Below are 20,577 nucleotides of genomic sequence, written 5' to 3'. Positions count from 1 at the left end.
GGGAGGGAGCGGCGGGGCCCGGCGAAGCGGGAAGCGCGGGCTGGGCGAGGCGCGAGCGGAGCGGGTGGCGCGAGCGGAGCGGGTGGCGCGGGCCCGGCGGAGTGGGCGCGGCGAAGCGTGAGGTTATCGGCGGGCTTGCGGGCGGCGCGGGCGTTGCTGCGGGCGCTGGGGCTGCCGTGGCTGCTGACGCTGCTGGGGCGCACGTGCCGGGCGTTGCTGCGCGGGCCGCTGCTGGGCCGGGCGCTGGCGGTTCGCCGGGGGCGGGGTTCGCCTGCCGCCGGTGTCGTCGTCCTCGAGTTCGGGGCGGGGGCGGTTGGCCCACGAGTCGAACACGAGGAGTAACACCGCGAGCACGGCGAGGCCGATACCGACGTCACGAAGTCCGACAAACACGATCAAAACGACCGAAACGACCACCATCGGGACCACAACGACCCAGCAGAGGGGGTCGATCCGCCCGAACTTCGGACTCCCTGCCATCGCCGTCTCCCTTCGCCTTTGCATTCGAAAGGCGTCACTGGGCGTTCACCCTAACCTGCCCCGCAGCCCCCGAGTACCGTCACGCCATGCCAATTCTGGGGGCCCTCATCGGTGCCGTTTTCGGGACGGTGTTCGTCATGGTGAACGCCAACGAACCGCTCAATCCTACGTTCGCCCTGATCGTCCGTGCACTGGCCGGTCTCGCGCTGGCCTCGTTCCTGATCATGGCCGTGGTCGCGCTGCGGCGTGGGCTGGCCGCGCCGCCGTCGCCGGGTGATCGCGGCGCCACCTGGTTCGGGGTGAAGTACTGGATCGTGGTCGTCGGCGAGCTGGTGTTGTTCGCGGCGGGGTCGGCGGTGCTCCGCCTGCTCGACGCGCCGTCACAGACCGGAGTCGCCTGGGTGGCTCTCGTGGTCGGGATCCACTTCATCCCGTTCGCCTCGATCTGGCGGCAGCGGAGCATCCTGGTCCCGGCCTGGCTGCTCACCGCCTACGGCGCGATCGGCCTGATCATGGCCCTGACCTCGGCGGTCGCCTGGATTCCGATCGTCAGCGGGGTGCTGTCCGGGCTCACCCTGCTGACCGGCAGTTTGTACGTTGCGTCACGTCTGACCCGGTCGAACACGGCAAATTCACCAACCGCCAATTAGACTCGGGTGCCGACCCGGGAGGTACAGCACGGTGTGCGGAATTGTCGCTGCGGTCGGTGAAGTCGATACCCAACTCTGCCGGGAGATGCTCTCCCGCATCAAGCATCGAGGCCCGGACGACACCGGGGAGATCCACCGGGGCCGCGTCTGGCTCGGCCACCAGCGTCTGTCCATTATGGACGTCGATGGCGGCGCGCAGCCGATGAGCGACCCCGGCGGCACCACCCACCTGGTGGCCAACGGCGAGATCTACAACCACCGCAACATCCGCGAGGACCTCGGGCACGAGCTGTTCGAGACCGGCTCGGACAGCGAAGCCGCGCTGCACGCGCTGATCGTGGACGGCCCGGCCGGACTGGCCAGGCTGCGCGGCATGTTCACCCTCGCCTTCATGACCGACGACGGGCAGTTCCTCGTCGCCCGTGACGCGGTGGGCGTGAAGCCGCTGTACTGGGCGCGCAAGCCGGAGGTGACGCTGTTCGCCAGCGAGCTGCGTGCCTTCGACGAGGCCGACCGCCCGCTGGTGGAGAGCTTCCCGCCGGGCTGCTGCTGGAGCCCGGAGTCCGGGCTGGTCCGCTTCGCCGACGCGGTGCCGGCGGTGCTGCGCCCGGCGCACCGCCTCCCGAGCGACACCGAGCCCGGCGTCTGGGGCGACGACCTGCTGAAATCGGTGCGCGAGACGATCGTGGCCGCGGTCGAGAACCGGATGATGAGCGACGTCGGCATCGGCGTGTTCCTCTCCGGCGGGCTCGACTCGGCCATCGTGGCCGCGGTCGCCGCCGAGTACGCGCTGCGCCACCGCCAGCCGCTGCCCACCTTCGCCATCGGCGCCCCCGGCAGCTCCGACCTGGCCGCGGCCAGGGTGGTCGCCGACCACCTCGGCACCGAGCACCACGAGATCGTGATGACCGCCGAGGACGCGATGACCGCGCTGCCGAAGGCGGTGCGCGCGATCGAGCACTTCGACCCGTCGCTGGTGCGCAGCGCGGTGCCGAACCTGCTGCTCGCCGAGTACGCCTCGAAGCGGGTGCACGCCGTGCTCACCGGGGAGGGCGCCGACGAGCTGTTCGCCGGTTACGACTACTACCACCAGGAACCGTTCACCAATCCCGACGCGCTGCAGGCCGAGCTGGTGCGCACGGTCAACGAACTGCACCACCTGAACCTGCAGCGCTGCGACCGCACCACGATGGCCTTCGGCATGGAGGCGCGGGTGCCGTTCCTGGACCGCGACGTGATCGGGCTGGCGCTGTCGATCCCGCCGGAGCACAAGATGATCGGCCCCGGGCGCGAGGCCAAGAAGCTGCTGCGCGACGCCTTCGACGGCTGGCTGCCGGAGGAGATCCTGCGCCGCGGCAAGGAACAGTTCGGCGACGGCTCGGGCGCGAAGGACGTGCTGGAGCAGGCCGTGCTCGCCGCGCCGGAGGTCGCCGAAGCCGAGGGCGTCGAGCTCCGGTCCAAAGAGGAGGCTGCCTTCTACGCCATTTGGCGCAGTGAGCTCAATGGCATTCGTCCCGGGTCCACGCTGGGTTTGTTCGCGACCACCTGAGCGATCGGTGATCTGAACCACTCCACCGGGGTTTTTCCGCGTTGCCGTGGGTGGCCGGTGCTTTCATGCACGCCATGATCGGATTCGAGACGGACCTGGACGACCTCCGGGCGTCCAGTGCCCACCTGGCGGCGGCGGCCGACGCGGCCGCGGCGGCCAGGGACAGCGAGCACCAGCAGGACGTCCCGGTAGCCCCGCCCCGGGAGAGCATCTTCGACATTTCCGGGATCATCCCGGTGGACAACGCCTTCGGGCAGTCGCTGGGCATGCAGGCGGTGGCCCGCGCCTACGAGAACCACCGCGCCAAGGTGGAGAAGATGCTCGCCGAACTGCACCAGAGCACGCTGGACTCGAGCCGCGCGCTGAACACCGTCGCCGAGCTGTACGAGAAGGCCGACGAGGACTCGCGCTCCCGGCTGCGGCGCGCGGCCGCCGAGCTGGACGAAAGCTGAGGCCGGGCATGGACGAGTACTTCGGCGCGGTCGAGACGACCTCGTACGACAACAACCGCGAGGCCCATCTCGAAGGCATCAGCGAGGACCTGCTCGACGGCGCCAACGCCGCGCTCGACGCGCTCGACATCCTGCGCTGGACCGAGTTCTGGATGCCGGAGGACGAGGTCGAGAAGTGGCGCAAGCAGACCGCGGACATCTACCGCGAGTTCTCCGCCGCCGACATCGACCGCGACTCCGACAGCGGGCTGCAGGCGCTGATCAACGAGCAGGACAAGATCTGGAAGGCGCTGATCGACAACTCCAAGTCGGAGCTGGACCAGGCAGAGAAGCGGCTGGAGCACTGGCGCGGGGACGCGGCCAACGACGTCAAGGCCTACATCAACAACCTGGCGCACATCTACGACCGCGTCGGCACGAAGATCACCGTGCTGGAGAGCGACGTGGTGGCCGCGCGCGAGGCGATCGCCTCGGCCAGGGGTGACCTGGTCAACCTCGGCGAATCGTTCAAGGCCGTCGCCGAGAAGTACCAGGAAGACAAGTCGAAGAAGAGCGAATCGGCCATGCTCAAGGTGCTCGGCGCGGCCTTCGCCGGCGCGGTGGCCGGGTTGCTCACCGTGGCCACCGCCGGTGCGGGCGCGGCCGCGGGCGCGGCGGTGCTCTCGGCCACCGCGAAGGGCGCGATCATCGCGGGCAACGTGGCGGGTTCCGCGATCAGCGCGAGCATCGCGAACGCCGCCGAGATCACCGGTGACAACATCTTCGAGCTGGTGTCGAGCTTCTTCGAGCAGACCGACAAGCTGCGCGATGCCATGGTCACCTCGATGGAGGACCTGGCCAAGCAGATCGACATCGAGGCGGAGGACCTGCCGGCGATCCCGCCGCCGCCGGACGTCAGCCCCGGCTCGTCGTTCGACCCGGACTCGTTCGAGACCGAGCGGCTGGACAAGGACCGCGAGCGGCGGGTCCGTGAATCGGGCGTCGACATCGCGCCCGACGGCCAGGTGGACAGCGCCGGGGGCGCCCCGGCTCCGCTAACCTGAGCGGGGAGGTGGTTCAGCGATGACCGGCAAGCCACCACCGCGGTCGCCGAAGAAGCCACCGGCGAAGAAGCCGCCCGCCAAGGCGGACCGGGAGGCGATCGTCAAGGCGCTGCAGGAGCTGTCGGTGAGCGCCGGTTCCCCGGACGGCACGGTCAGCCTTTCGGTCAACACCGACGGGGTGATGACCGGGCTGCGGCTGTCGCCGGGTGCCTCGAAGCTGTCGCCCAGCGAACTCGCCGACCTGGTGCTGCGGACCTACGCGCAGGCCCAGCGCGAGTCGGCCCAGCGCAGCGCGGAACTGCTCAGCCCGATGGGCAACGCCGGTTACGTCACCGACCGGCTGCGCTGGCGGCTCAAGTTCGACCCGGCCACGGCCGCACCGGACGCCGGGGCGGCCGGGTCTGGCTCTGGGCCGGGTTCTGGCGGGAAGCCGGAGACCGGCATTCTCCGTGACCGGTCCGGTTCGTGGCGTGAGCCGGAGAAGCGCGCCGAGCCCGAATCGGATGACGAGTTCTACGAGAAGGGCGTCCGGTTCGACCCGTCGTGGTGATCGGCGCGTTAGCGTGGTCGCATGAGCAAGTCACCCGCGGTGGAGATCGAGGTCGGCCCGCGCACGGTCCGGGTGTCGAACCCGGATCGGGTGTACTTCCCCGCCCGGGGTGAGACCAAGCTCGACCTGGTCAACTACTACCTTTCGGTGGGTGACGGCATCGTGCGCGCGCTGCGTGAGCGGCCGTGCATGCTGCACCGGTTCCCGTCCGGGGTGGCCGGGGAGAAGGTGCACCAGAAGCGCGTGCCCGGTGGCGCGCCGCCGTGGCTGGAGACCGTCCGGGTGCACTTCCCGCGGTACGGCAGGCACGCCGACGAACTGTGCGTGACCGAGCTGGCCAGCGTCATCTGGGCGGTGCAGATGTCCACTGTGGAGTTCCACCCGTGGAACTCGCGGCGCGCGGACACCGAGCACCCGGACGAGTGGCGGATCGACCTGGATCCGATGCCGGAGTGCGACTTCGACCGCGTGCGCCGGGTCGCGCACGTCGCGCACGAGGTGCTCGACGAGCTCGGCATCACCGGCTGGCCGAAGACCTCCGGCGGCGACGGCCTGCACGTCTACGTTCGCATCAAGCCGGACCGGGGTTTCCAGGAGGTCCGGCGCGCGGCGCTCGCCTTCGCCAAGGAGGTCGAGCGCCGCGCCCCGGACGACGTGACCACCGCGTGGTGGCGCAAGGACCGCGAGCCGGACAAGGTTTTTGTCGACTACAACCAGAACACCCGCGACCACACCATCGCCAGCGCGTACTCGGTGCGCGGGGTGCCGGAGGCGGTGGTGTCCACGCCGATCACCTGGGCCGAGGTCGACGAGGTCGAGCCGCGGGAGTGCACCATCGGAGTGGTCTCCCGCAGGTTCGCCGAACTGGGTGACCCGCACGAGAAGATCGACGACGTGGCGTACACAGTGGACACCCTGCTGGAGTGGGCCGACCGGGACGGCCTGGACAAGGGTGACTAGTGTCCTGAGTCGTTAATTTTTGGTCACCGTAGTCTGGGTTGATGCCGAGTGCGAAGTTGGTGCCGCTGACCCTGACCGACGAGGAACGTCGCATCCTGGAAGGCTGGACGCGGCGCCGGACCACCGCTCAGGGACTGGCCATGCGAGCACGGATCGTGCTCACCTGCGCCGAAGGTGGTTCCAACACCGACATCGCCGAACGACTACGGCTCAACCGGGGCACGGTGGCGACCTGGCGGGCACGGTTCGTCCGTGACAGGCTCGACGGCCTGTCCGACGAACCGCGCCCCGGCCGACCGCGCACCATCACCGACGAGCAAGTCGAACATGTCGTGGTCACCACGCTGGAAACGAAGCCGGCCAACGCCACCCACTGGTCGACCCGAGCACTGGCCGCGCAGACCGGAATGACACAGTCCGCGGTCTCGCGGATCTGACGGGCCTTCGGCCTCACACCGCACAAGATCGACACATTCACGATCAGCAAGGATCCGCTGTTCGTGGACAAGGTCCGCGACGTCGTCGGCCTCTACCTCGATCCCCCCGCCAAAGCCGTGGTGCTGTGCGTGGACGAGAAGACCCAGATCCAAGCACTGGACCGGTCCGCGCCCGTGTTGCCGATGCTGCCCGGCGTGCCCGAACGACAGAGTTTCGATTACGTCCGGCACGGCACCACCAGCCTGTTCGCCGCTCTCGAAATCGCCACCGGTCAGGTGATCAGCGCGGTGAAACGCCGCCACCGGCACCAGGAATTCCTCGCGTTCCTGCGCACCATCGACAAGACCGTGCCTGCCGAGTTGGACGTGCACCTCATCCTGGACAACCTGTCAACACACAAAACCCCGGCTGTGAAAACGTGGCTGCTCAAACATCCGCGCTTCCACCCGCACTTCACCCCGACCGGTTCGAGCTGGCTCAACCTGGTCGAACGCTTCTTCGCCGAGATCACCGTCAAACTGCTCCGCCGGGGCGTCCACCGCTCGGTCTCAGCCCTGGAAAAAGACATCCAAAACTGGATCAAACAGTGGAACACCAACCCCCAGCCCTACGTCTGGACCCGCACCGCAGACCAGATCCTCGAATCCCTCGCCGCCTACTGCCAACGAATTAACGACTCAGGACACTAGAGCACCGCGGTCACCCTGATTTCCACGCGCATGCCGGGCGCGCCGAGGGCGGCCACGCCGAGTTCGGTCCAGATGGGCCGGCGCTCCCCCATGCGCTTGCGGAACTGCGCCACCATCACCGGGTTGTGCTCGTCGCGGATCTCCTCGGCGCCGGCGACGTGGTAGGAGTCGACCGAGATCACGTCGTGCCAGGTGGCGCCCGCCGTGGCCAGGGTCCGCTCGATGTTGTCGAAGGCCCGGACGATCTCGTCCTCGAGTTTCTCCGGGAAGTTCCATTCGTTGTCCCAGCCACCCTGGCCGGAGATCTCGACGCGGTCCCCGACGCGGACGGCCTGGCTGTAGTGCAGGTTGACCAGCTGCTCGTCGCCGTATCCCGGGGTGGCGAAGAACTCGGGCCGGGTGCGCTCAATTGACTTCATGCTTGAAGTAAACCACAGAATCGCTTCAAGCGTGAAGTCATCCACCGCTCGCTAGGCTGCCCCCATGGAGGAGACGCGGTGGCTGAACGCGGCCGAGAAGGAGGCCTGGACCGGGCTGGTCTCCCTGGTCCTGCTGCTGCCGGGGCGGCTGGAGGCGCCGCTGCAGCACGAGGCCGGGCTGACCCTGTTCGAATACCTCGCGCTCAGCCAGGTCTCGGAGGCGCCGGGGCGCCGGCTGCGGATGAGCGAGCTGGCCTACCTGGCCAACGGCTCGCTTTCGCGGCTGTCGAACGTGGTCAAGCGGTTCGAGCAGCGCGGCTGGGTCGAGCGCTACCCCGACCCCGACGACGGCCGGTACACCATCGCCGCGCTCACCGACGCCGGTTACGAGGTGGTGGTCGCCGCCGCGCCGGTGCACGTCCGCTCGGTGCGCGAGTGCGTGCTCGACCCCCTCACCGACGAGGACCAGCAGGCGCTGGCGCGGATCGCCGCCAAGCTCCGCATCCGCCCGGCCGACCTTTCATGAGTATTCGTCGCGCAGGCGGAGCCACTGCATGGTCGGGGTCTGCGGCCAGCCCTCCGGCGAGTCCTCCCAGGTCTCCTGGCGGCCGAACGGGGTCAGGTCGAGCAGGTTGAAGTCCATCCGCAGCCGGTCGACGCCACGCGAGGTGGTGAAGTAGGTGCGGAAGAACTCGCCGTTGTCGTGCAGGAGCACGCTGAGCCCGAAGCCGCCGGTCAGGCCGAGGTCGTCCTCGAAGCCGCTGCCGTGGCTGGAGTACCAGGGCACGGTCCAGCCCATGCGCTTGCGAACCGGCTCGATCTCGGCCTGGGGTGCGCGGCAGAGCAGGATCAGGCGGGTGTCGCGGGCGTTGAGGTGGGTCTGGTCGGCGAGGTTGTCGGTGAACGAACAGCAGCCCTCGCACAGGTGGTCCTGCCCCGGCTGGAGCATGAAGTGGTAGATGACCAGCTGCCGCTTGCCGCCGAACAGCTGCGCCATGCCGACTTCCTCGCCGTCCGGCGCGGTGAACCGGTAGCCCGGGTCGAGCCGGACCATCGGCAGCCGGCGTCGCTCGGCGGCCAGGGCGTCCAGCGCGCGGGTGTGTTCCTTCTCTTTGACCAGCAGCGCGTCCCTAGCCACCTGCCATTCCTCCGGGGAGACCACCCGTGGCCGGTTCATGGTGCGCTCCTTCCCTGATGAGTTCCCTGACGGAACCGACTGTAGCCCAGTTAGTTCCTTGAAGGAACCCCCTCGGCTAGGCTGGTCGCATGCAGCGCACCCGCTTCGGTGAGATGGCGTGTTCGATCGCCAGGACGTTGGACGTGATCGGCGAGCCGTGGTCGCCGCTGATCCTGCGGAACGTCTACGTGGGTATCAACCGGTTCGACCAGTTGCAGGAGTCGCTGGGCATCTCGCGCAAGGTGCTCACCGAACGCCTGAAGTGGCTGACCGAGCAGGAGGTGCTCGAGCGGCGGCCGTACTCGGAGCGCCCGCCGCGGCACGAGTACGTGCTCACCGAGCGGGGCACCGAGCTGTGCGACCTGCTGCTGGTGATGGTGCGCTGGGGCGACCGGTGGCTCGCCGGCGAGGCGGGGCCGCCGGTGCTCTACCGGCACCACGCGTGCGGCCGGATCAGCCACGTCGAGCTGCGGTGCTCGGAATGCGGCGAGCCGATGCGGGCCACCGACCTGGACGTGCTGCCGGGACCAGGCGCGTGCTGACCCGCGCGAGCCCGCACGAGGGCTAGCCGGGTTCGCACCGCTGCGCCTCCTCGTCCCAGACACCACCGGAGTCGAGGCAGTTGGTGAACTCGACCTGCCCATCGACCCACCGCTTGTGCTCGGCACACACTTCGTGGCGTTCCTCGTCCCCGTCCCGGCACTGGTAACCGGCCGTCGGCGCCGGGCGGGGCGGCGGCTTGGCCTTCGTGGTGGTCCGGCCGGTTTCGGCGGTCCTCAGCTCGGCCGTGACCGGTGGCGCGACGGCCACTTCCCTCGACGGCGGCGCCGTCGTGCTGACCGGCGGCGTCGGCGTGGGCGACGGCTCGGGGGTGGCGGGCGGGGCGGCCGTGCACCCGGTGGCCACCAGCGCGATCACCGCACCGCGCAGGGCCACCCGCCGCACCCCGGTGCTTACTGTCCTTTTTGGACCTGATGCGATCATGCGAGTCCTCCGGGCGGTGGCGGTCACCATGAACTCGTTCCCGCCACCGCCGGTGTTACTCGCTCACCTGATCAGCTGAACGGGTCCAGGGTGATGCTCGCCTGGGCCGGGTTGCCGTCGTGCACCAGTGATTCGTGGTGGCCGACGTCGTCGAAGGCGAAGCCGTAGGCCTTGCCGTCGACCATGCGCTCGTGGATCAGGCGCGAATAGTGGTTGGTCACCGGGTCCTGGTAGAAGCCGCTCGAGCCGGCGTCCGGCTGGTTCGGGTTGCTCACCAGGGTCGACCGGTTGTACCCGGCGCACAGCGTGCGCGAAATCGGCCCGCGCACCAGGTCGTTCGGCGCGTCGAGCAGCTTGTAGCAGCCGAACACGCTGTCGGAGTCCGGTTTCTGGAACGAGGTGACCACCGCGCCCGCCGAGTTGGTGAAGTTCATCGTGTTCCCGGAGACCCGGCCGAAGTACTTGGTACCGGGTTGATCCGCGAACGGCGTGACGGTCAAAGTGGACGATGCGTACTTCGCCCACACGCGGTTGATGTAGTCGTCCATGATGGCGGCGTTGAGCAGCCCGGCACCCACGCCGTGGCCCGGCGAGAGCGCGCGCAGCACACTGCCGTCCGGCTTGGTCTGGACCAGATTGCCCCAGCCGCCCGGCTGCGCCTTCAACGCGGAGAAGAAACCGTGGTACCCGCCCGCCGTCAACCGGCCCGCGGTTTTCTCCGCACCACCGGACATTCGCACGCCGACCGAGTACGGCGCGGAGAACATGTCGACCTGGGTGCTGTTGATCCAGATTCCGCCGTCGTTGAGCGTGTATTCGGTCCAGTTGAACAAAATATTCCGGTTGGGATCACTCGGGTTCTGCACGGCGGGTTGCACGAGCCCGCCGGTGGTCAGTTTGAACACCAGTTTCTGGCCGTAGGAGAAATAGACGCGGCCGGAGAACTTCGGCAGCCGGATGGTGATCGAACCGCCGTTCGCCGGGCCCTGGATCGACGCGTCGGGCGCCGGGGTCGGCGGGTTGCCGCCGGCCGGCCACGGGTGGAAGGTGCCGTTCGCGTCGGCCCAGCCCTGGCGCCCGGTGCTCAGCTCGGTACCCAGGTTGTAGACGTAGATCGGTTCGGTGCGGCCGGAGTTGTTCTGGATGGTCAGCGGGATGGTGGCGGGCACCGCCGCCGAGGACACGGCCGGCACCGCGGCGAGTCCGGCCGCGGTGGCCAGTGCGGCGCCGAGCGCCAGCAGCTTTCTTTTCACGGACACGGGCATTCTCCTCCTCGAACAGGAATATCCACAGGAGCGAAACAGAATGCACCGGAAGGCGACTTCAATGGCGGGGACCGTGCGCTTCCGGATACAAGGGAGAGCCTTCCCAGGATCACACGTTCTCGGTTACCTGTCAACGCATCGGCGCGGACGCACCCGTCGGCGGCTAGGCAGCCAACAACATCTTCGTTAGCCTCCTGGACATGATTCCCACAGTTGTCTGGGGCACAGGCAACATCGGCCGCGCGGCCATCCGCGCGGTCGGCGCCCACCCGTCGCTCGAACTCACCGCCGTGCTCGTGCACAACCCGGACAAGCTCGGCCGCGACGCGGGTGAGCTGGCTGGTCTGGACCACGAGCTGGGCGTGTCCGCCACCGGCGATCCGGCCGCCGTGCTGGCCGCGAAACCCCGCGCGGTGGTGTACGCCGCTTCCGGCGACATCCGGCCCGACGAGGCGCTCAAGGACATCACCGACGCGATCCGCGCGGGCGCGGTGGTGGTCACCCCGGCGCTCTACCCGCTCTACGACCAGCTCAACGCCCCGCCGGAGCTGCGCGAACCCGTGCTGGCCGCGATCAACGAAGGCGGCGGCTCGCTGTTCGTCTCCGGCGTGGACCCCGGCTGGGGCAACGACGTGCTGCCCGCCCTGCTCAGCGGCCTCGGCACCACTGTGGACGCGGTGCGCTGCCAGGAGATCTTCGACTACTCCACCTACGAGCAGCCGGATTCGGTGCGTTACCTGGTCGGCATGGGGCAGCCGATGGACTACCAGCCGCCGATGCTCGCGCCCTCGGTGCCGTCCATGGTCTGGGGCGGTCAGGTGCGGCTGATCGCCAGGGCGCTCGGCGCCGAGGTCACCGAGATCCGCGAAACGCTGGAACGCCGTCCACTCGAGACCACCGTCGGCACCCGCACCATGGGCGAGTTCGAAGCGGGCACCCAGGGCGCGGTGCGGTTCGAGGTGCAGGGCATCGTCGGCGGTGAGCCGCGGATCGTCATCGAGCACGTCACCCGCATCCACCCGTCGTGCGCCCCGGACTGGCCGCAGCCGCCGAACCCGTCGGGCGCGCACCGCGTGATCATCGAGGGCCGCCCGCGCATCGAGGTCACCGTGGAAGCCAGCGACGAAGGGGAAAACCGCTCCGCCGGCGGCAACGCGACCGCGGTCGGCAGGCTGGTCAACGCGATCGACTGGCTCACCGAAACCGAACCAGGCCTCTACGACGCACTCGACGTCCCCCTGCGCCCGGCGGCGGGCAGGCTCGGAAGGAGCACCCGATGATCATCGACATCCCCGATGGCAAGGACCCGATCGGTTACGTGTGGGGCGAACTGGTGCCCGGCATCGGGACCGCCGCGTCGAACTACTCGCTGGCCGTGTACAGCCACACCACGCTCGGGCTGCGCGAGTTCGAGGCGGCGCGGCTGCGGATCGCGCAGATCAACGGCTGCGTGTTCTGCCTCGACTGGCGCACCGAACGCGACGGGCAGAAGGTCGAGGACACCTTCGCCGACGCGGTGACCCAGTGGCGCACCACCGACGCCTTCGACGACCGCACGCGGCTGGCCGCCGAATACGCCGAGCGGTACGCACTGGACCACCACGGCCTCGACGAGGAGTTCTGGTCGAGGATGACCACGCACTACAGCCAGGCCGAAATCGTCGAGCTGAGCATGAGCATCGGTTCCTGGCTGGCCTTCGGCAGGCTCAACCACGTGCTGGGCATCGACGCGGTGTGCGTGGTGCCCAAGTTCTAGAAATCCCCGTTCTAGAAGTCCTCGGCGATCACGCGCTCGGCGTTGCGCTCGGCGAGCGCGGTGATCGTGACGAACGGGTTCACGCTGGTGTTGCCGGGAATCAGCGAACCGTCGGCCACGTACAGGCCGGGATGGCCGTGCAGGCGGCCGTAGTTGTCGGTGGCCTTGTTCAGCACCACGCCGCCGAGCGGGTGGTAGGTCAGGTGGTCGCCCCAGATCTTGTACACGCCGAACAGGTCCGTCCGGTAGATGGTGCCCTCCTTGGCGTTGATCTTGTCGAAGATCGTTTTGGCGGCGTTGATGGACGGCTGCTTCCACGCGGTCTGCCAGTTCAGCTCGACCTTGCCGGTCGCCGGGTGGTAGGTGAACTGCCCGCGGTTCGGGTTCTTGGTGATCGACAGGTAGAACGACGCGTAGGTCTCGATGCCCGTCGGCAGCGGCGCGACCTCGGCGAACGCACCGCCCGCCGCCCAGTTGTCGATGCCCGCGGTGGGCATGGCCGACTGCAGCGAGCCGGTCGGGTCCCACATGTGGTTGGCGCGGCCGCACATCACGTTGCCGTTGTCGCCCCAGCCCTTGCCGATCTCGCCGTTGAGCCCGGGCAGCGCGCCGGTGGCCTTGAGCTTGGTCAGCAGCTTGCTGGTGCCGACGCTGCCCGCGGCGAAGAACACCCGGTCGGCGGTGACGGCCTTGGTGGCCGTGGTGACCCCGGTGGTGTTGAGCTGCTCGATGACCACGGTGTAGCGGCCGCCCGAGGCCGGGGTCACCGAGGTGACCTTGTGCAGCGGTGAGATGGCCACCCGGCCGGTGGCCCTAGCCTGCGCGAGATAGGTCTTCTGCAGCGTCTTCTTGCCGTGGTTGTTGCCGTAGAGCACCTCACCGCGCAACGCCGACCTGGGCACCGCGCCCGCCTGCTCCTGTTTCATGTAGTCCCAGTCGTAGACGTTGGGCACGAACACGAACGGGAAGCCGGAGCGTTCGGCGTGCTTGCGGCCGACTCGCGCGTACTGGTAGCAGTCCGCGCTCTCCCACCAGCCAGGGTCCACTTCGGTCACGCCGAGCCCGGCGTTGGCGCGCGGGTAGTACACGTTGTACATCTCGTCGGGATTCACCGAGGGCAGCACCCCGCCGAAGTTCTCGCGCCGTGGCGTGACCGCCATGCCGCCGTTGACCAGCGAGCCGCCGCCGACACCGCGGCCCTGGTAGACGCTGATCCCGCTGAAGTCCTCGGCGTCGAGAATGCCGGTGTGCAGCGGGACGTCCTTGTCGATCGGGAAGCCGAGGAAGTTGCTCAGCGGCTGCTTGGTCCTGGTCCGCAGCCAGTACGAACGGTAGTCCGGGCTGGTGGTGTTGGCGAAGATGGTGCCGTCCGGGCCGGGGGTGTCCCAGGCCATGCCCATCTCGATCATGTGCACGTCCACGCCCGCCTGCGCGAGCCGCAGCGCGGTGACCGAGCCGCCGTACCCGGTGCCGATCACCAGCGCGGGCACGTGCGCCCCGTCCGGGATGGGGGACGGCGGCGGGGCGGCGGACGCCCGGCCGCCGCCCAGCGCGGCCAGCCCGAGGATAGAACCGGTTCCAGCGATGAACGCACGCCGGGAGAAGTCGGTGGAGCCGGTGCCGGACAGGGAATTACCGTTCATGTGACGTTCCTCACGCTCGACTTATGAGAACACGTTATACTTTCTCTCGAGCGTACGGATCGGCCGAACGGCGGATCAGCGGCCCCGGCGTGTGATCGCGAGACCGGCGAGCACCACCGCGACCACGGCACCCAGCGCACCCGCCAGCACGAAGGTGGCACCGGGGCCGGCGGCGGCCACGATCGGCTGCGCGAGCAGCGGCGACGCGAACTGCCCCAGGAACAACACCGACGTGACCAGGCCGAGCGCCCGCGTCCGCGCGCCGGGGTCGACCGAGGAGACCACCCAGCCGTTCAGCGTCGGATTGCTCAGCCCCACCCCGAGCCCGATGACCAGCATGCCCGCGGTGGCGATCCACAGGTTCCCGGCGGTGCCGACCAGCACCAGCCCGGCGGCGTAGGCGGCGAACATCACCGCCGCCAGCACGCGGAAGTCCCACCGCGCGCGCAGTTTGCCGTAGTTCAGCCCGATCGCGGTCATCACCAGGTTCAGCGCGGCGATCATCGCGCCGGTCACCACCGGCCCGGCGCCGCCGATCTCGGCCAGCCAGAACGGGCCCTGCGTGGGAACCGCGTAGAACACGGTGATGCTGAGGAAGGTGAGCAGGTACAGGCCGAGCAGCGGCGCGGTCCACGGTGAACCGCCGGCGGAGCCCGGCGCGCGCTCGGCCACCGGTGCCTCCGGCACGTTCCGCACCACCAGGAACAGCATCGGCAGGGCGAGCAGGTAGATCGCGAACGGCCCGCGCCAGCTCAGCTCGGCCAGCAGGCCGCCGAGCAGCAGGGCCACCACCCCGCCGAAGCCCATGGCCGCGCCCTGCAGCCCGAGCACGCGGCCGTGCGCGGACGGCGGGTGGTGGTCGGCCAGCAGCGCGGTGGCGGTGGTCATGATCGCGCCGATGCCGATGCCGAGCAGCACCCGCCCGGCCAGCAGCGCGGGCAGGGAATCCAGCAGCAGCCCGGAACCGCCGCCGACGATGTACAGCACCAGCCCGGCGACGAGCACGCGCACGCGGCCGAGCCGGACACCGACGAGCCCGAACACCGGCGCGGCGAGCATGATGGCCAGCCCCGGCAGGGTGAGCACAAGGCGGACCAGCACGTCGGCGTGCGGGGTGCCGGCGAAGTGCTGTTCCATGCCCGGCAGCGACGGCGTGATGGTGGCGCTCGCCATGATGGTCATCGTGCTGACGCCGAGCAACGTCGCCAGCAACGGGCTCGGGGTGCGCCGCGTGGCGACGATCGTTTCGGTCATGGCCACGAAGCTAGGACCTCGAGCGCACTCGAGGTCAAGGCGCGGACAAGGCGCGGTCAGGCCACGTCAGTGGCCGTCACCACGAACGAGCGCACCAGCGGATGGGGCTGTTTCGACGGCCACGCGATGAGCAGCGGGCACGGCGGGAGGTCCGCCAGCGGCACCGCGGTCAGCCCGTCCGGCAGCGGTGAACCGCCCGGCATCAGCCCGATCGTCGAATTCCAGCGCACCGCCTGGAAGCATTCCTGGGCCGTGCGCACCTTCGGGCCTTCGCGGTCGCGGCCACCGCTCCAGTAGGCGGCCCAGACCGGGTCGGTGACCCCGTCGAGCCGGAACCACGGGCGGTCGTCGAGTTCACGCAGCCGCAGGGATTCGCGTGTCGCAAGTGGATCGTCGGCACGCAGCAAGACCGAGACCGGTTCCTCGCGCAGGGTGTGGGTGCTGATCCCGTTGTCGTCGAATGGACCGCGGGTCAGCGCCACGTCGACGAGTCCACTTCGGAGTCCGCAGGTGGGATCGCTGAAGTCGGCCTCGCGCACACGCACTTCCACGTCCGGGTGCCGTTCGCGGAAGGTGGCGACGAGCCCGGAACCCAGCCGCTCGGCGCTGTCCGCGAGCGTGCCGACGACCAGCGCGGGCCCGGCCGTCACCCGGTCACGCACCTGCTCGGCGTGGTCGAGCAGCTGGCGCGCCTCGGCCAGCAGCCCCGCGCCCGCCGCGGTGAGCGAAACGCCCTGCGCCGACCGGTCGAACAGGACCACACCGAGTTCGGTTTCCAGGGCGCGGATCGCGCGGCTCAGCGGCGGCTGGGTCATGTGCAGGCGCGCCGCGGCCCGGCCGAAGTGCCGTTCCTCGGCCACCGTTACGAAGTACCGCAGCGTCCGCAGGTCCATGACCGGTGACGATACTGCGCCGGTATCGCGGATACCGGACAGGTCTTGGACACCGCCGGTCCGGCGCGCCTGGAATGGTGGCATGACAACGGAAGAAGTGCTCGCCGACGAACTCGTGGTGCTGCCGAACCGGAACGCCGAGCTGGTGCCGAACATCGGGATCATCGGCGGCCGTGACGCGGTTCTGGTGGTGGACACCGGAATGGGGCCGCGCAACGCGGAACCGGTGCTCGAATTCGCCACCGGATTCGCGCGGGGCCGTGAGCTTTTCCTGACCACCACGCATTTCCACCCGGACCACGCGTTCGGCGCGCAGGTGTTCCGCGGGCACGCCACCTATCTGGTCAACCGCGCGCAGGCCGAGGACCTGGCGCACCGCGGTGCCGGGTACCTGGAGATGTTCCGCGGGCTCGGGCCGTCGATCGCGGCCCAGCTCGACGGCGTGGAGATTCCGGTGCCGGACGTGGTCTACGAGCACGGCCACACGCTCGACCTCGGCGGGCGTGAGGTCCGCCTGCGTGCCACGGGCCGCGCGCACAGCGCCGGTGACCAGGTCGTCACGGTGCCCGACGCGGGCACGATGTTCACCGGCGACCTGGTGGAGACCGGGCAGTTCGCCATCTTCCCGTGGTTCCCGCCGCATGATGTCGCGGTGTCCGGAACGCGCTGGATCGGCGTGGTGGAAGGGCTGATCGAGGAGGCACCGGCGCGGGTCGTGCCCGGCCACGGCGACGTCGGCGGCGGTGAGCTGCTCACCGAGGTCCGGGACTACCTGCACGTCCTGCGCGACGAAACCTGGCGCCGCCGGGACGCGGGCCTCCCCGACGACCAGATCGTCGCTGAGGTGCGGGAGCTGATGATCACCCGGCGTCCAGACTGGCGGGGACGCGAATGGATCGACACGGCCGTCGCCTGCTTCCTCGCCGAGCACTCCGGTTAGGCGCCGTCCGGCAAGTCACGCTCGCGCTCTTCGCGCCCAGGCGGCCCCTGGCGGCACGGGCCGATCGGCCGAGTACGCCCAGTACGAGGCCGACCCGCCCGCACCGCCAGGAACCACCTGGATCACGAAGCCCATCGACCAGACTCACCGGACAGCGCCTAAGGTCGGGCCCATGGAACTGGACCTCGGTGCGGTCCGGGCCTTCGTCGCCGTTGCCGATGACCGGCACTTCGGTGACGCCGCCGACCGGCTCGGGCTGACGCAGCAGGCGACCTCCAAGCGGATCGCCAAGCTCGAAGCGAGCCTGGGCACCACCCTGTTCCACCGCGCCCGCACCGGCACCGAGCTGACCGAGGACGGCGCCGCCTTCCTCCCGGACGCGCGTGCCCTGATCGCGCTGGCCGACCAGGCGGTGCGGTCGGTGCGCGCGCCGCGCCGGCCGCTGCGGGTGGACGTGCTCGGCACCCGGCTGTCCCCCACCGAGCTGATCCGGTCCTTCCACGAGGCCCATCCCGAGGTGGAGATCGACATCGTCACCTCGCGCGGCCTGCGCAGCGGGCAGCCCGCGCTGCTCAGCGGCGCGATCGACGTCGCGTTCGCCAGGGTGACCGGCGAGCTGGACCCGGCCATCGCGTACCAGCCCGCCTACCTGGAACCGCACCACCTGCTGGCCGGGCGCAAGCACCCGCTGGCCGGGCGGCGCCGGGTGCGGATGGCCGATCTCGCCGGAACGGTGGTCTCCATGCCCGGCAACGAACCGGGCAGCGAATGGGCCGACTACTACCACCACCTGCGGCACGAGTTCGGGTTCGGCGTCGAGACCGCGGGCCCGGATTTCGGGCTGGACCACATGCTCGACGAGATCGCCCGGTCGGCGGACCGCTGCACCTTCGGCGGGGAGCGCATGCGCGTGCCGTGGCACGCCGGGATCGTGCAGCTCCCGGTGGTCGACCCGACCCCGCTCTACCCGTGGTCGATGCTGTGGCACCGGCGCAACCGCCACCCGGCGCTGCCGGTGCTCATCGAGCACATCGCCGAGCGGGTGCGGCCGTTCGACCCGGCAACCCAATGGCTGCCACCCGGGGAACCCGTGCGCTGAGCCGTCCGGGTGGAAAAGCAACGCGCTAGCCGATCCGGGTGCCGAATTCTTCCTTCTTTCGTCGCTAACGACCGGTCTGCCCGCCTGCCTAGCATTCTTTTCTCCCCGTTGTTCCCCCTGTCGCAGAAGGACAACAAAAGATGCGCATCCGAGGTCTCATCACCGCGCTGCTGTGCGCGGCCGGGCTCACCGCCGTCGCTCCCGCCGCCGGCGCCGCCCCGATCATCGACGGTGAATACGCCAAATCCGGCCCGTGGGCGGCGATGGTCCAGCAGAACGGCCAGCAGTGGTGCTCCGGCTCCATCATCAGCGCGACCTGGGTGCTCACCGCCCAGCACTGCATCGACGAACCCGGCGCCACCTACTCGGTGAAGGTGGGCAACATCGACCACCAGTCCGGCAAGTACGCGGCGGTGGCCAGCATCCACACCCCGTCCAGCGGCGCCGACATCGCGCTGCTCAAGCTCGACCGGTCGATCAGCACCACCTACGCCACGCTCGGCACGTCGGTGGCCGTCGGTGACACCGAATACGTCTACGGCTGGGGGTACAACGAGGACGGCGTGTTGCAGCGCTACCTCAAGGTCGCCCGCATGGACGTGATCAGCGTCAGCAACGGCCTGATCCGCGCCCACCGCGACACCGGGCTCACCAACGGCGGTGACTCGGGCGGGCCCGTTTTTGTCGGCGGCCGTCAGGTCGGCGTGCACATCGCGGGCAACAAGGTGGACACCTCCACGCACACCAGCATCGCCGCGAACCGCACCTGGATCAGGAACACCTCAGGCGTGTAACCGTTCCCGTGGACCGAGTCAGGCCAGCACGCCGGCCCGGGAGAACCGCAGCTCCGAGTCGGCGACGCTGTCCACGCGCAGCCGTTTGACGTCGGCGTGGTAGCTCATCGAAGTCAGCCACGGCATGCGATCACCCTGCCGGGGCAACTGGTCCACCGCACGCTGGACGTACCCGGCGGCGAAGTCCAGCAGCGGCCGCGTCGGCATCGACGGGTCGGCGGGCTCCGGGCGGCAGCTGTCGTGGCCGTGTTCGTCCATATGGGACAGAAGACGGCAGAAGTGCTCGCAGAGCAGGCCGACCTTCAGCGTCCACGACGAGTTCGTGTACCCGATGGCGAAGGCGAAGTTCGGCACCCAAGACAGCATCATGCCCTTGTACGCCAGCGTTTCCTTCAGCACCACCGGCTTGCCGTCCACGGTCAGCTCGATCCCGCCGAAGGCCTGCACGTTCAGCCCGGTCGCGGTGACGATCAGGTCGGCTTCGAGTTCGCGGCCGGACTCCAGCCGCACCCCGCGTTCGGTGAAGGTGGCGATCCGGTCGGTCACCACCGACGCCGTGCCGCGGCGGATCGCGCGGAACAGGTCGCCGTTCGGCACCGCGCACAGCCGCTGGTCCCACGGGTCGTAGGGCGGGTTGAAGTGCTCGTCGACCGGATAACCCGGCGGCAACTGCTTGGTGTTGGCCCAGCGGATGAGCCGCCGCGCCAGTTTCGGGAAGCGCTGGCAGAACTTCCAGACACCGATCTGCTTGGCGATGTTCTTGCGGCGCGCCAGCGCGTACCCGCGCTCGTCGCCGAGCAGTTTGCGCGCCAGGTTGGCGAACTTGTCCTCTCGCGGCACCGGCATCACGTACGTCGGCGTGCGCTGCAGCATGGTCACGTGCGCGGCGGTGTCCGCCATCGCGGGCACCAGCGTGACCGCCGTGGCGCCGCTGCCGATCACCAGCACGCGCTTGCCCGCGTAGTCGAGGTCCTCCGGCCAGTGCTGCGGGTGCACGATCGTGCCCTGGAACCGTTCCCGGCCCTCGAAGTGCGGGGTGAAGCCCTCGTCGTAGCGGTAGTAACCACCGGCGGCGAACAGCCAGCTGGCGCTCAGCCACAGGCGCTCGCCGGTGTCCGTGCGCTCGACTTCGGCCACCCAGCGCGCGGTCTCGCTGGACCACTCGGCCGACACCAGCCGGTGGTGGTAGCGGATGTGCGCGGCCAGGCCGTTTTCGTCGATGGTCTCGTGCAGGTACGACAGGATGCGCGGGGCGTCGGCGATCGACTGCTCGTCCCGCCACGGCTTGAACTCGTAGCCGAAGGTGTGCAGATCCGAGTCCGAGCGGATGCCGGGGTAGCGGAACAGGTCCCAGGTGCCGCCCGAGGCCGCGCGGGCCTCCAGGATGGCGAAGCGCTTGGCCGGGTGCTCCGCTTTGAGGTACCGCCCGGCGCCGATGCCGGAGATGCCGGCCCCGACCACGAGCACGTCGAGGTGCTCGACGGGGGTCTGCGAGGTGGTCATGTCCTTACAGTGCGCTGGCGGCCGGGGCTTGCGCCAGTG

Annotated in this window: 22 protein-coding genes and 1 pseudogene; 14 read left to right on the top strand and 9 right to left on the bottom strand. The window is 69.5% G+C overall.

The window, feature by feature from the left end:
- Positions 1–123: 123 nt before the first annotated feature.
- Positions 124–480 carry a hypothetical protein gene (locus A4R43_RS41305; RefSeq protein WP_113697055.1) on the bottom strand — a complete coding sequence of 119 codons (357 nt, stop codon included), beginning with the start codon at positions 478–480 and terminating at the stop codon, positions 124–126.
- A gap of 86 nt (positions 481–566) precedes the next feature.
- Between A4R43_RS41305 and A4R43_RS41300 the strand changes: the two genes are divergently transcribed.
- From A4R43_RS41300 to A4R43_RS41270, 7 genes and pseudogenes are all read left to right on the top strand, one after another.
- The gene (locus A4R43_RS41300) at positions 567–1,130 is read left to right on the top strand and encodes a hypothetical protein (protein ID WP_113697054.1); all 564 of its coding nucleotides are present in this window, start codon (positions 567–569) and stop codon (positions 1,128–1,130) included.
- Between the two features lie 85 nt (positions 1,131–1,215).
- Positions 1,216–2,679 (top strand): asparagine synthase (glutamine-hydrolyzing), encoded by a 1,464-nt coding sequence (gene asnB / locus A4R43_RS41295; protein ID WP_236808608.1) that lies wholly within the window; start codon positions 1,216–1,218, stop codon positions 2,677–2,679.
- Between the two features lie 74 nt (positions 2,680–2,753).
- Positions 2,754–3,131: a hypothetical protein gene (locus tag A4R43_RS41290; protein WP_113698226.1), complete on the top strand. Its 378-nt coding sequence runs from the start codon at positions 2,754–2,756 to the stop codon at positions 3,129–3,131.
- A gap of 8 nt (positions 3,132–3,139) precedes the next feature.
- Complete coding sequence (locus A4R43_RS41285) at positions 3,140–4,174, top strand: hypothetical protein (protein ID WP_113697052.1); 1,035 nt, start codon at positions 3,140–3,142, stop codon at positions 4,172–4,174.
- A 19-nt stretch (positions 4,175–4,193) separates the two neighbouring features.
- Positions 4,194–4,724: a YbaB/EbfC family nucleoid-associated protein gene (locus tag A4R43_RS41280; protein ID WP_113697051.1), complete on the top strand. Its 531-nt coding sequence runs from the start codon at positions 4,194–4,196 to the stop codon at positions 4,722–4,724.
- A gap of 21 nt (positions 4,725–4,745) precedes the next feature.
- Complete coding sequence (gene ligD / locus A4R43_RS41275; protein WP_113697050.1) at positions 4,746–5,684, top strand: non-homologous end-joining DNA ligase; 939 nt, start codon at positions 4,746–4,748, stop codon at positions 5,682–5,684.
- Between the two features lie 41 nt (positions 5,685–5,725).
- Positions 5,726–6,811, top strand: a pseudogene (locus A4R43_RS41270) (IS630 family transposase).
- Here A4R43_RS41270 and A4R43_RS41265 read toward each other — a convergent pair.
- Entirely contained in the window at positions 6,808–7,230 is a 423-nt protein-coding gene (locus A4R43_RS41265; RefSeq protein ID WP_113697049.1) for a RidA family protein, read from the bottom strand. The pseudogene A4R43_RS41270 and the gene A4R43_RS41265 overlap by 4 nt on opposite strands.
- A 64-nt stretch (positions 7,231–7,294) precedes the next feature.
- On the opposite strand from A4R43_RS41265, the gene A4R43_RS41260 reads away from it, so the two are divergent.
- Complete coding sequence (locus A4R43_RS41260) at positions 7,295–7,756, top strand: MarR family winged helix-turn-helix transcriptional regulator (RefSeq protein WP_113697048.1); 462 nt, start codon at positions 7,295–7,297, stop codon at positions 7,754–7,756.
- Here A4R43_RS41260 and A4R43_RS41255 read toward each other — a convergent pair.
- On the bottom strand, positions 7,751–8,407 hold the full coding sequence (locus tag A4R43_RS41255) for a DUF899 domain-containing protein (protein ID WP_113697047.1): 657 nt from the start codon (positions 8,405–8,407) through the stop codon (positions 7,751–7,753). The genes A4R43_RS41260 and A4R43_RS41255 overlap by 6 nt on opposite strands.
- Positions 8,408–8,496: 89 nt before the next feature.
- Between A4R43_RS41255 and A4R43_RS41250 the strand changes: the two genes are divergently transcribed.
- Positions 8,497–8,949, top strand: a complete 453-nt coding sequence (locus tag A4R43_RS41250) for a winged helix-turn-helix transcriptional regulator (RefSeq protein ID WP_113697046.1) — start codon at positions 8,497–8,499, stop codon at positions 8,947–8,949.
- Positions 8,950–8,971: 22 nt separating this feature from the next.
- On the opposite strand, the gene A4R43_RS41245 is transcribed toward A4R43_RS41250, so the two are convergent.
- Together A4R43_RS41245 and A4R43_RS41240 are read right to left on the bottom strand one after the other, a co-directional pair.
- A complete protein-coding gene (locus A4R43_RS41245; RefSeq protein ID WP_162788786.1) occupies positions 8,972–9,343 on the bottom strand; it encodes a hypothetical protein in 372 nt (123 codons plus the stop codon).
- Between the two features lie 119 nt (positions 9,344–9,462).
- Complete coding sequence (locus A4R43_RS41240) at positions 9,463–10,656, bottom strand: glycoside hydrolase family 64 protein (RefSeq protein WP_205215178.1); 1,194 nt, start codon at positions 10,654–10,656, stop codon at positions 9,463–9,465.
- A 200-nt stretch (positions 10,657–10,856) separates the two neighbouring features.
- On the opposite strand from A4R43_RS41240, the gene A4R43_RS41235 reads away from it, so the two are divergent.
- Together A4R43_RS41235 and A4R43_RS41230 are read left to right on the top strand one after the other, a co-directional pair.
- Positions 10,857–11,936, top strand: coding sequence for an NAD(P)H-dependent amine dehydrogenase family protein (locus A4R43_RS41235; RefSeq protein WP_113697043.1), 1,080 nt, complete (start codon positions 10,857–10,859; stop codon positions 11,934–11,936).
- Positions 11,933–12,412: a carboxymuconolactone decarboxylase family protein gene (locus tag A4R43_RS41230; protein WP_113697042.1), complete on the top strand. Its 480-nt coding sequence runs from the start codon at positions 11,933–11,935 to the stop codon at positions 12,410–12,412. Before A4R43_RS41235 ends, A4R43_RS41230 begins: the two co-directional genes overlap by 4 nt.
- A gap of 11 nt (positions 12,413–12,423) precedes the next feature.
- On the opposite strand, the gene A4R43_RS41225 is transcribed toward A4R43_RS41230, so the two are convergent.
- The 3 genes from A4R43_RS41225 to A4R43_RS41215 all read right to left on the bottom strand — a co-directional run bounded on the left by A4R43_RS41225 (position 12,424) and on the right by A4R43_RS41215 (position 16,202).
- The gene (locus A4R43_RS41225) at positions 12,424–14,055 is read right to left on the bottom strand and encodes a GMC oxidoreductase (RefSeq protein ID WP_113697041.1); all 1,632 of its coding nucleotides are present in this window, start codon (positions 14,053–14,055) and stop codon (positions 12,424–12,426) included.
- Positions 14,056–14,130: 75 nt separating this feature from the next.
- Positions 14,131–15,309 carry an MFS transporter gene (locus A4R43_RS41220; RefSeq protein ID WP_113697040.1) on the bottom strand — a complete coding sequence of 393 codons (1,179 nt, stop codon included), beginning with the start codon at positions 15,307–15,309 and terminating at the stop codon, positions 14,131–14,133.
- Positions 15,310–15,365: 56 nt separating this feature from the next.
- Positions 15,366–16,202: a LysR family transcriptional regulator gene (locus A4R43_RS41215; protein ID WP_113697039.1), complete on the bottom strand. Its 837-nt coding sequence runs from the start codon at positions 16,200–16,202 to the stop codon at positions 15,366–15,368.
- Between the two features lie 82 nt (positions 16,203–16,284).
- Here A4R43_RS41215 and A4R43_RS41210 point away from each other — a divergent pair, with 82 nt between their 5' ends.
- The 3 genes from A4R43_RS41210 (at position 16,285) to A4R43_RS41200 (ending at position 19,035) form a co-directional block, all read left to right on the top strand.
- The gene (locus tag A4R43_RS41210; protein ID WP_113697038.1) at positions 16,285–17,142 is read left to right on the top strand and encodes an MBL fold metallo-hydrolase; all 858 of its coding nucleotides are present in this window, start codon (positions 16,285–16,287) and stop codon (positions 17,140–17,142) included.
- Between the two features lie 172 nt (positions 17,143–17,314).
- A complete protein-coding gene (locus tag A4R43_RS41205) occupies positions 17,315–18,241 on the top strand; it encodes a LysR family transcriptional regulator (protein ID WP_113697037.1) in 927 nt (308 codons plus the stop codon).
- 140 nt (positions 18,242–18,381) lie between these two features.
- Entirely contained in the window at positions 18,382–19,035 is a 654-nt protein-coding gene (locus A4R43_RS41200) for a S1 family peptidase (protein ID WP_113697036.1), read from the top strand.
- A gap of 18 nt (positions 19,036–19,053) precedes the next feature.
- On the opposite strand, the gene A4R43_RS41195 is transcribed toward A4R43_RS41200, so the two are convergent.
- Positions 19,054–20,538, bottom strand: a complete 1,485-nt coding sequence (locus A4R43_RS41195) for a flavin-containing monooxygenase (RefSeq protein WP_113697035.1) — start codon at positions 20,536–20,538, stop codon at positions 19,054–19,056.
- Positions 20,539–20,577: the final 39 nt, after the last annotated feature.

Origin of the sequence: Amycolatopsis albispora (assembly GCF_003312875.1) — a bacterium.
Classification (GTDB): domain Bacteria; phylum Actinomycetota; class Actinomycetes; order Mycobacteriales; family Pseudonocardiaceae; genus Amycolatopsis; species Amycolatopsis albispora.
Note: the sequence above shows the minus strand (reverse complement) of the source record. Positions and strands in the feature narration are given on the sequence as shown.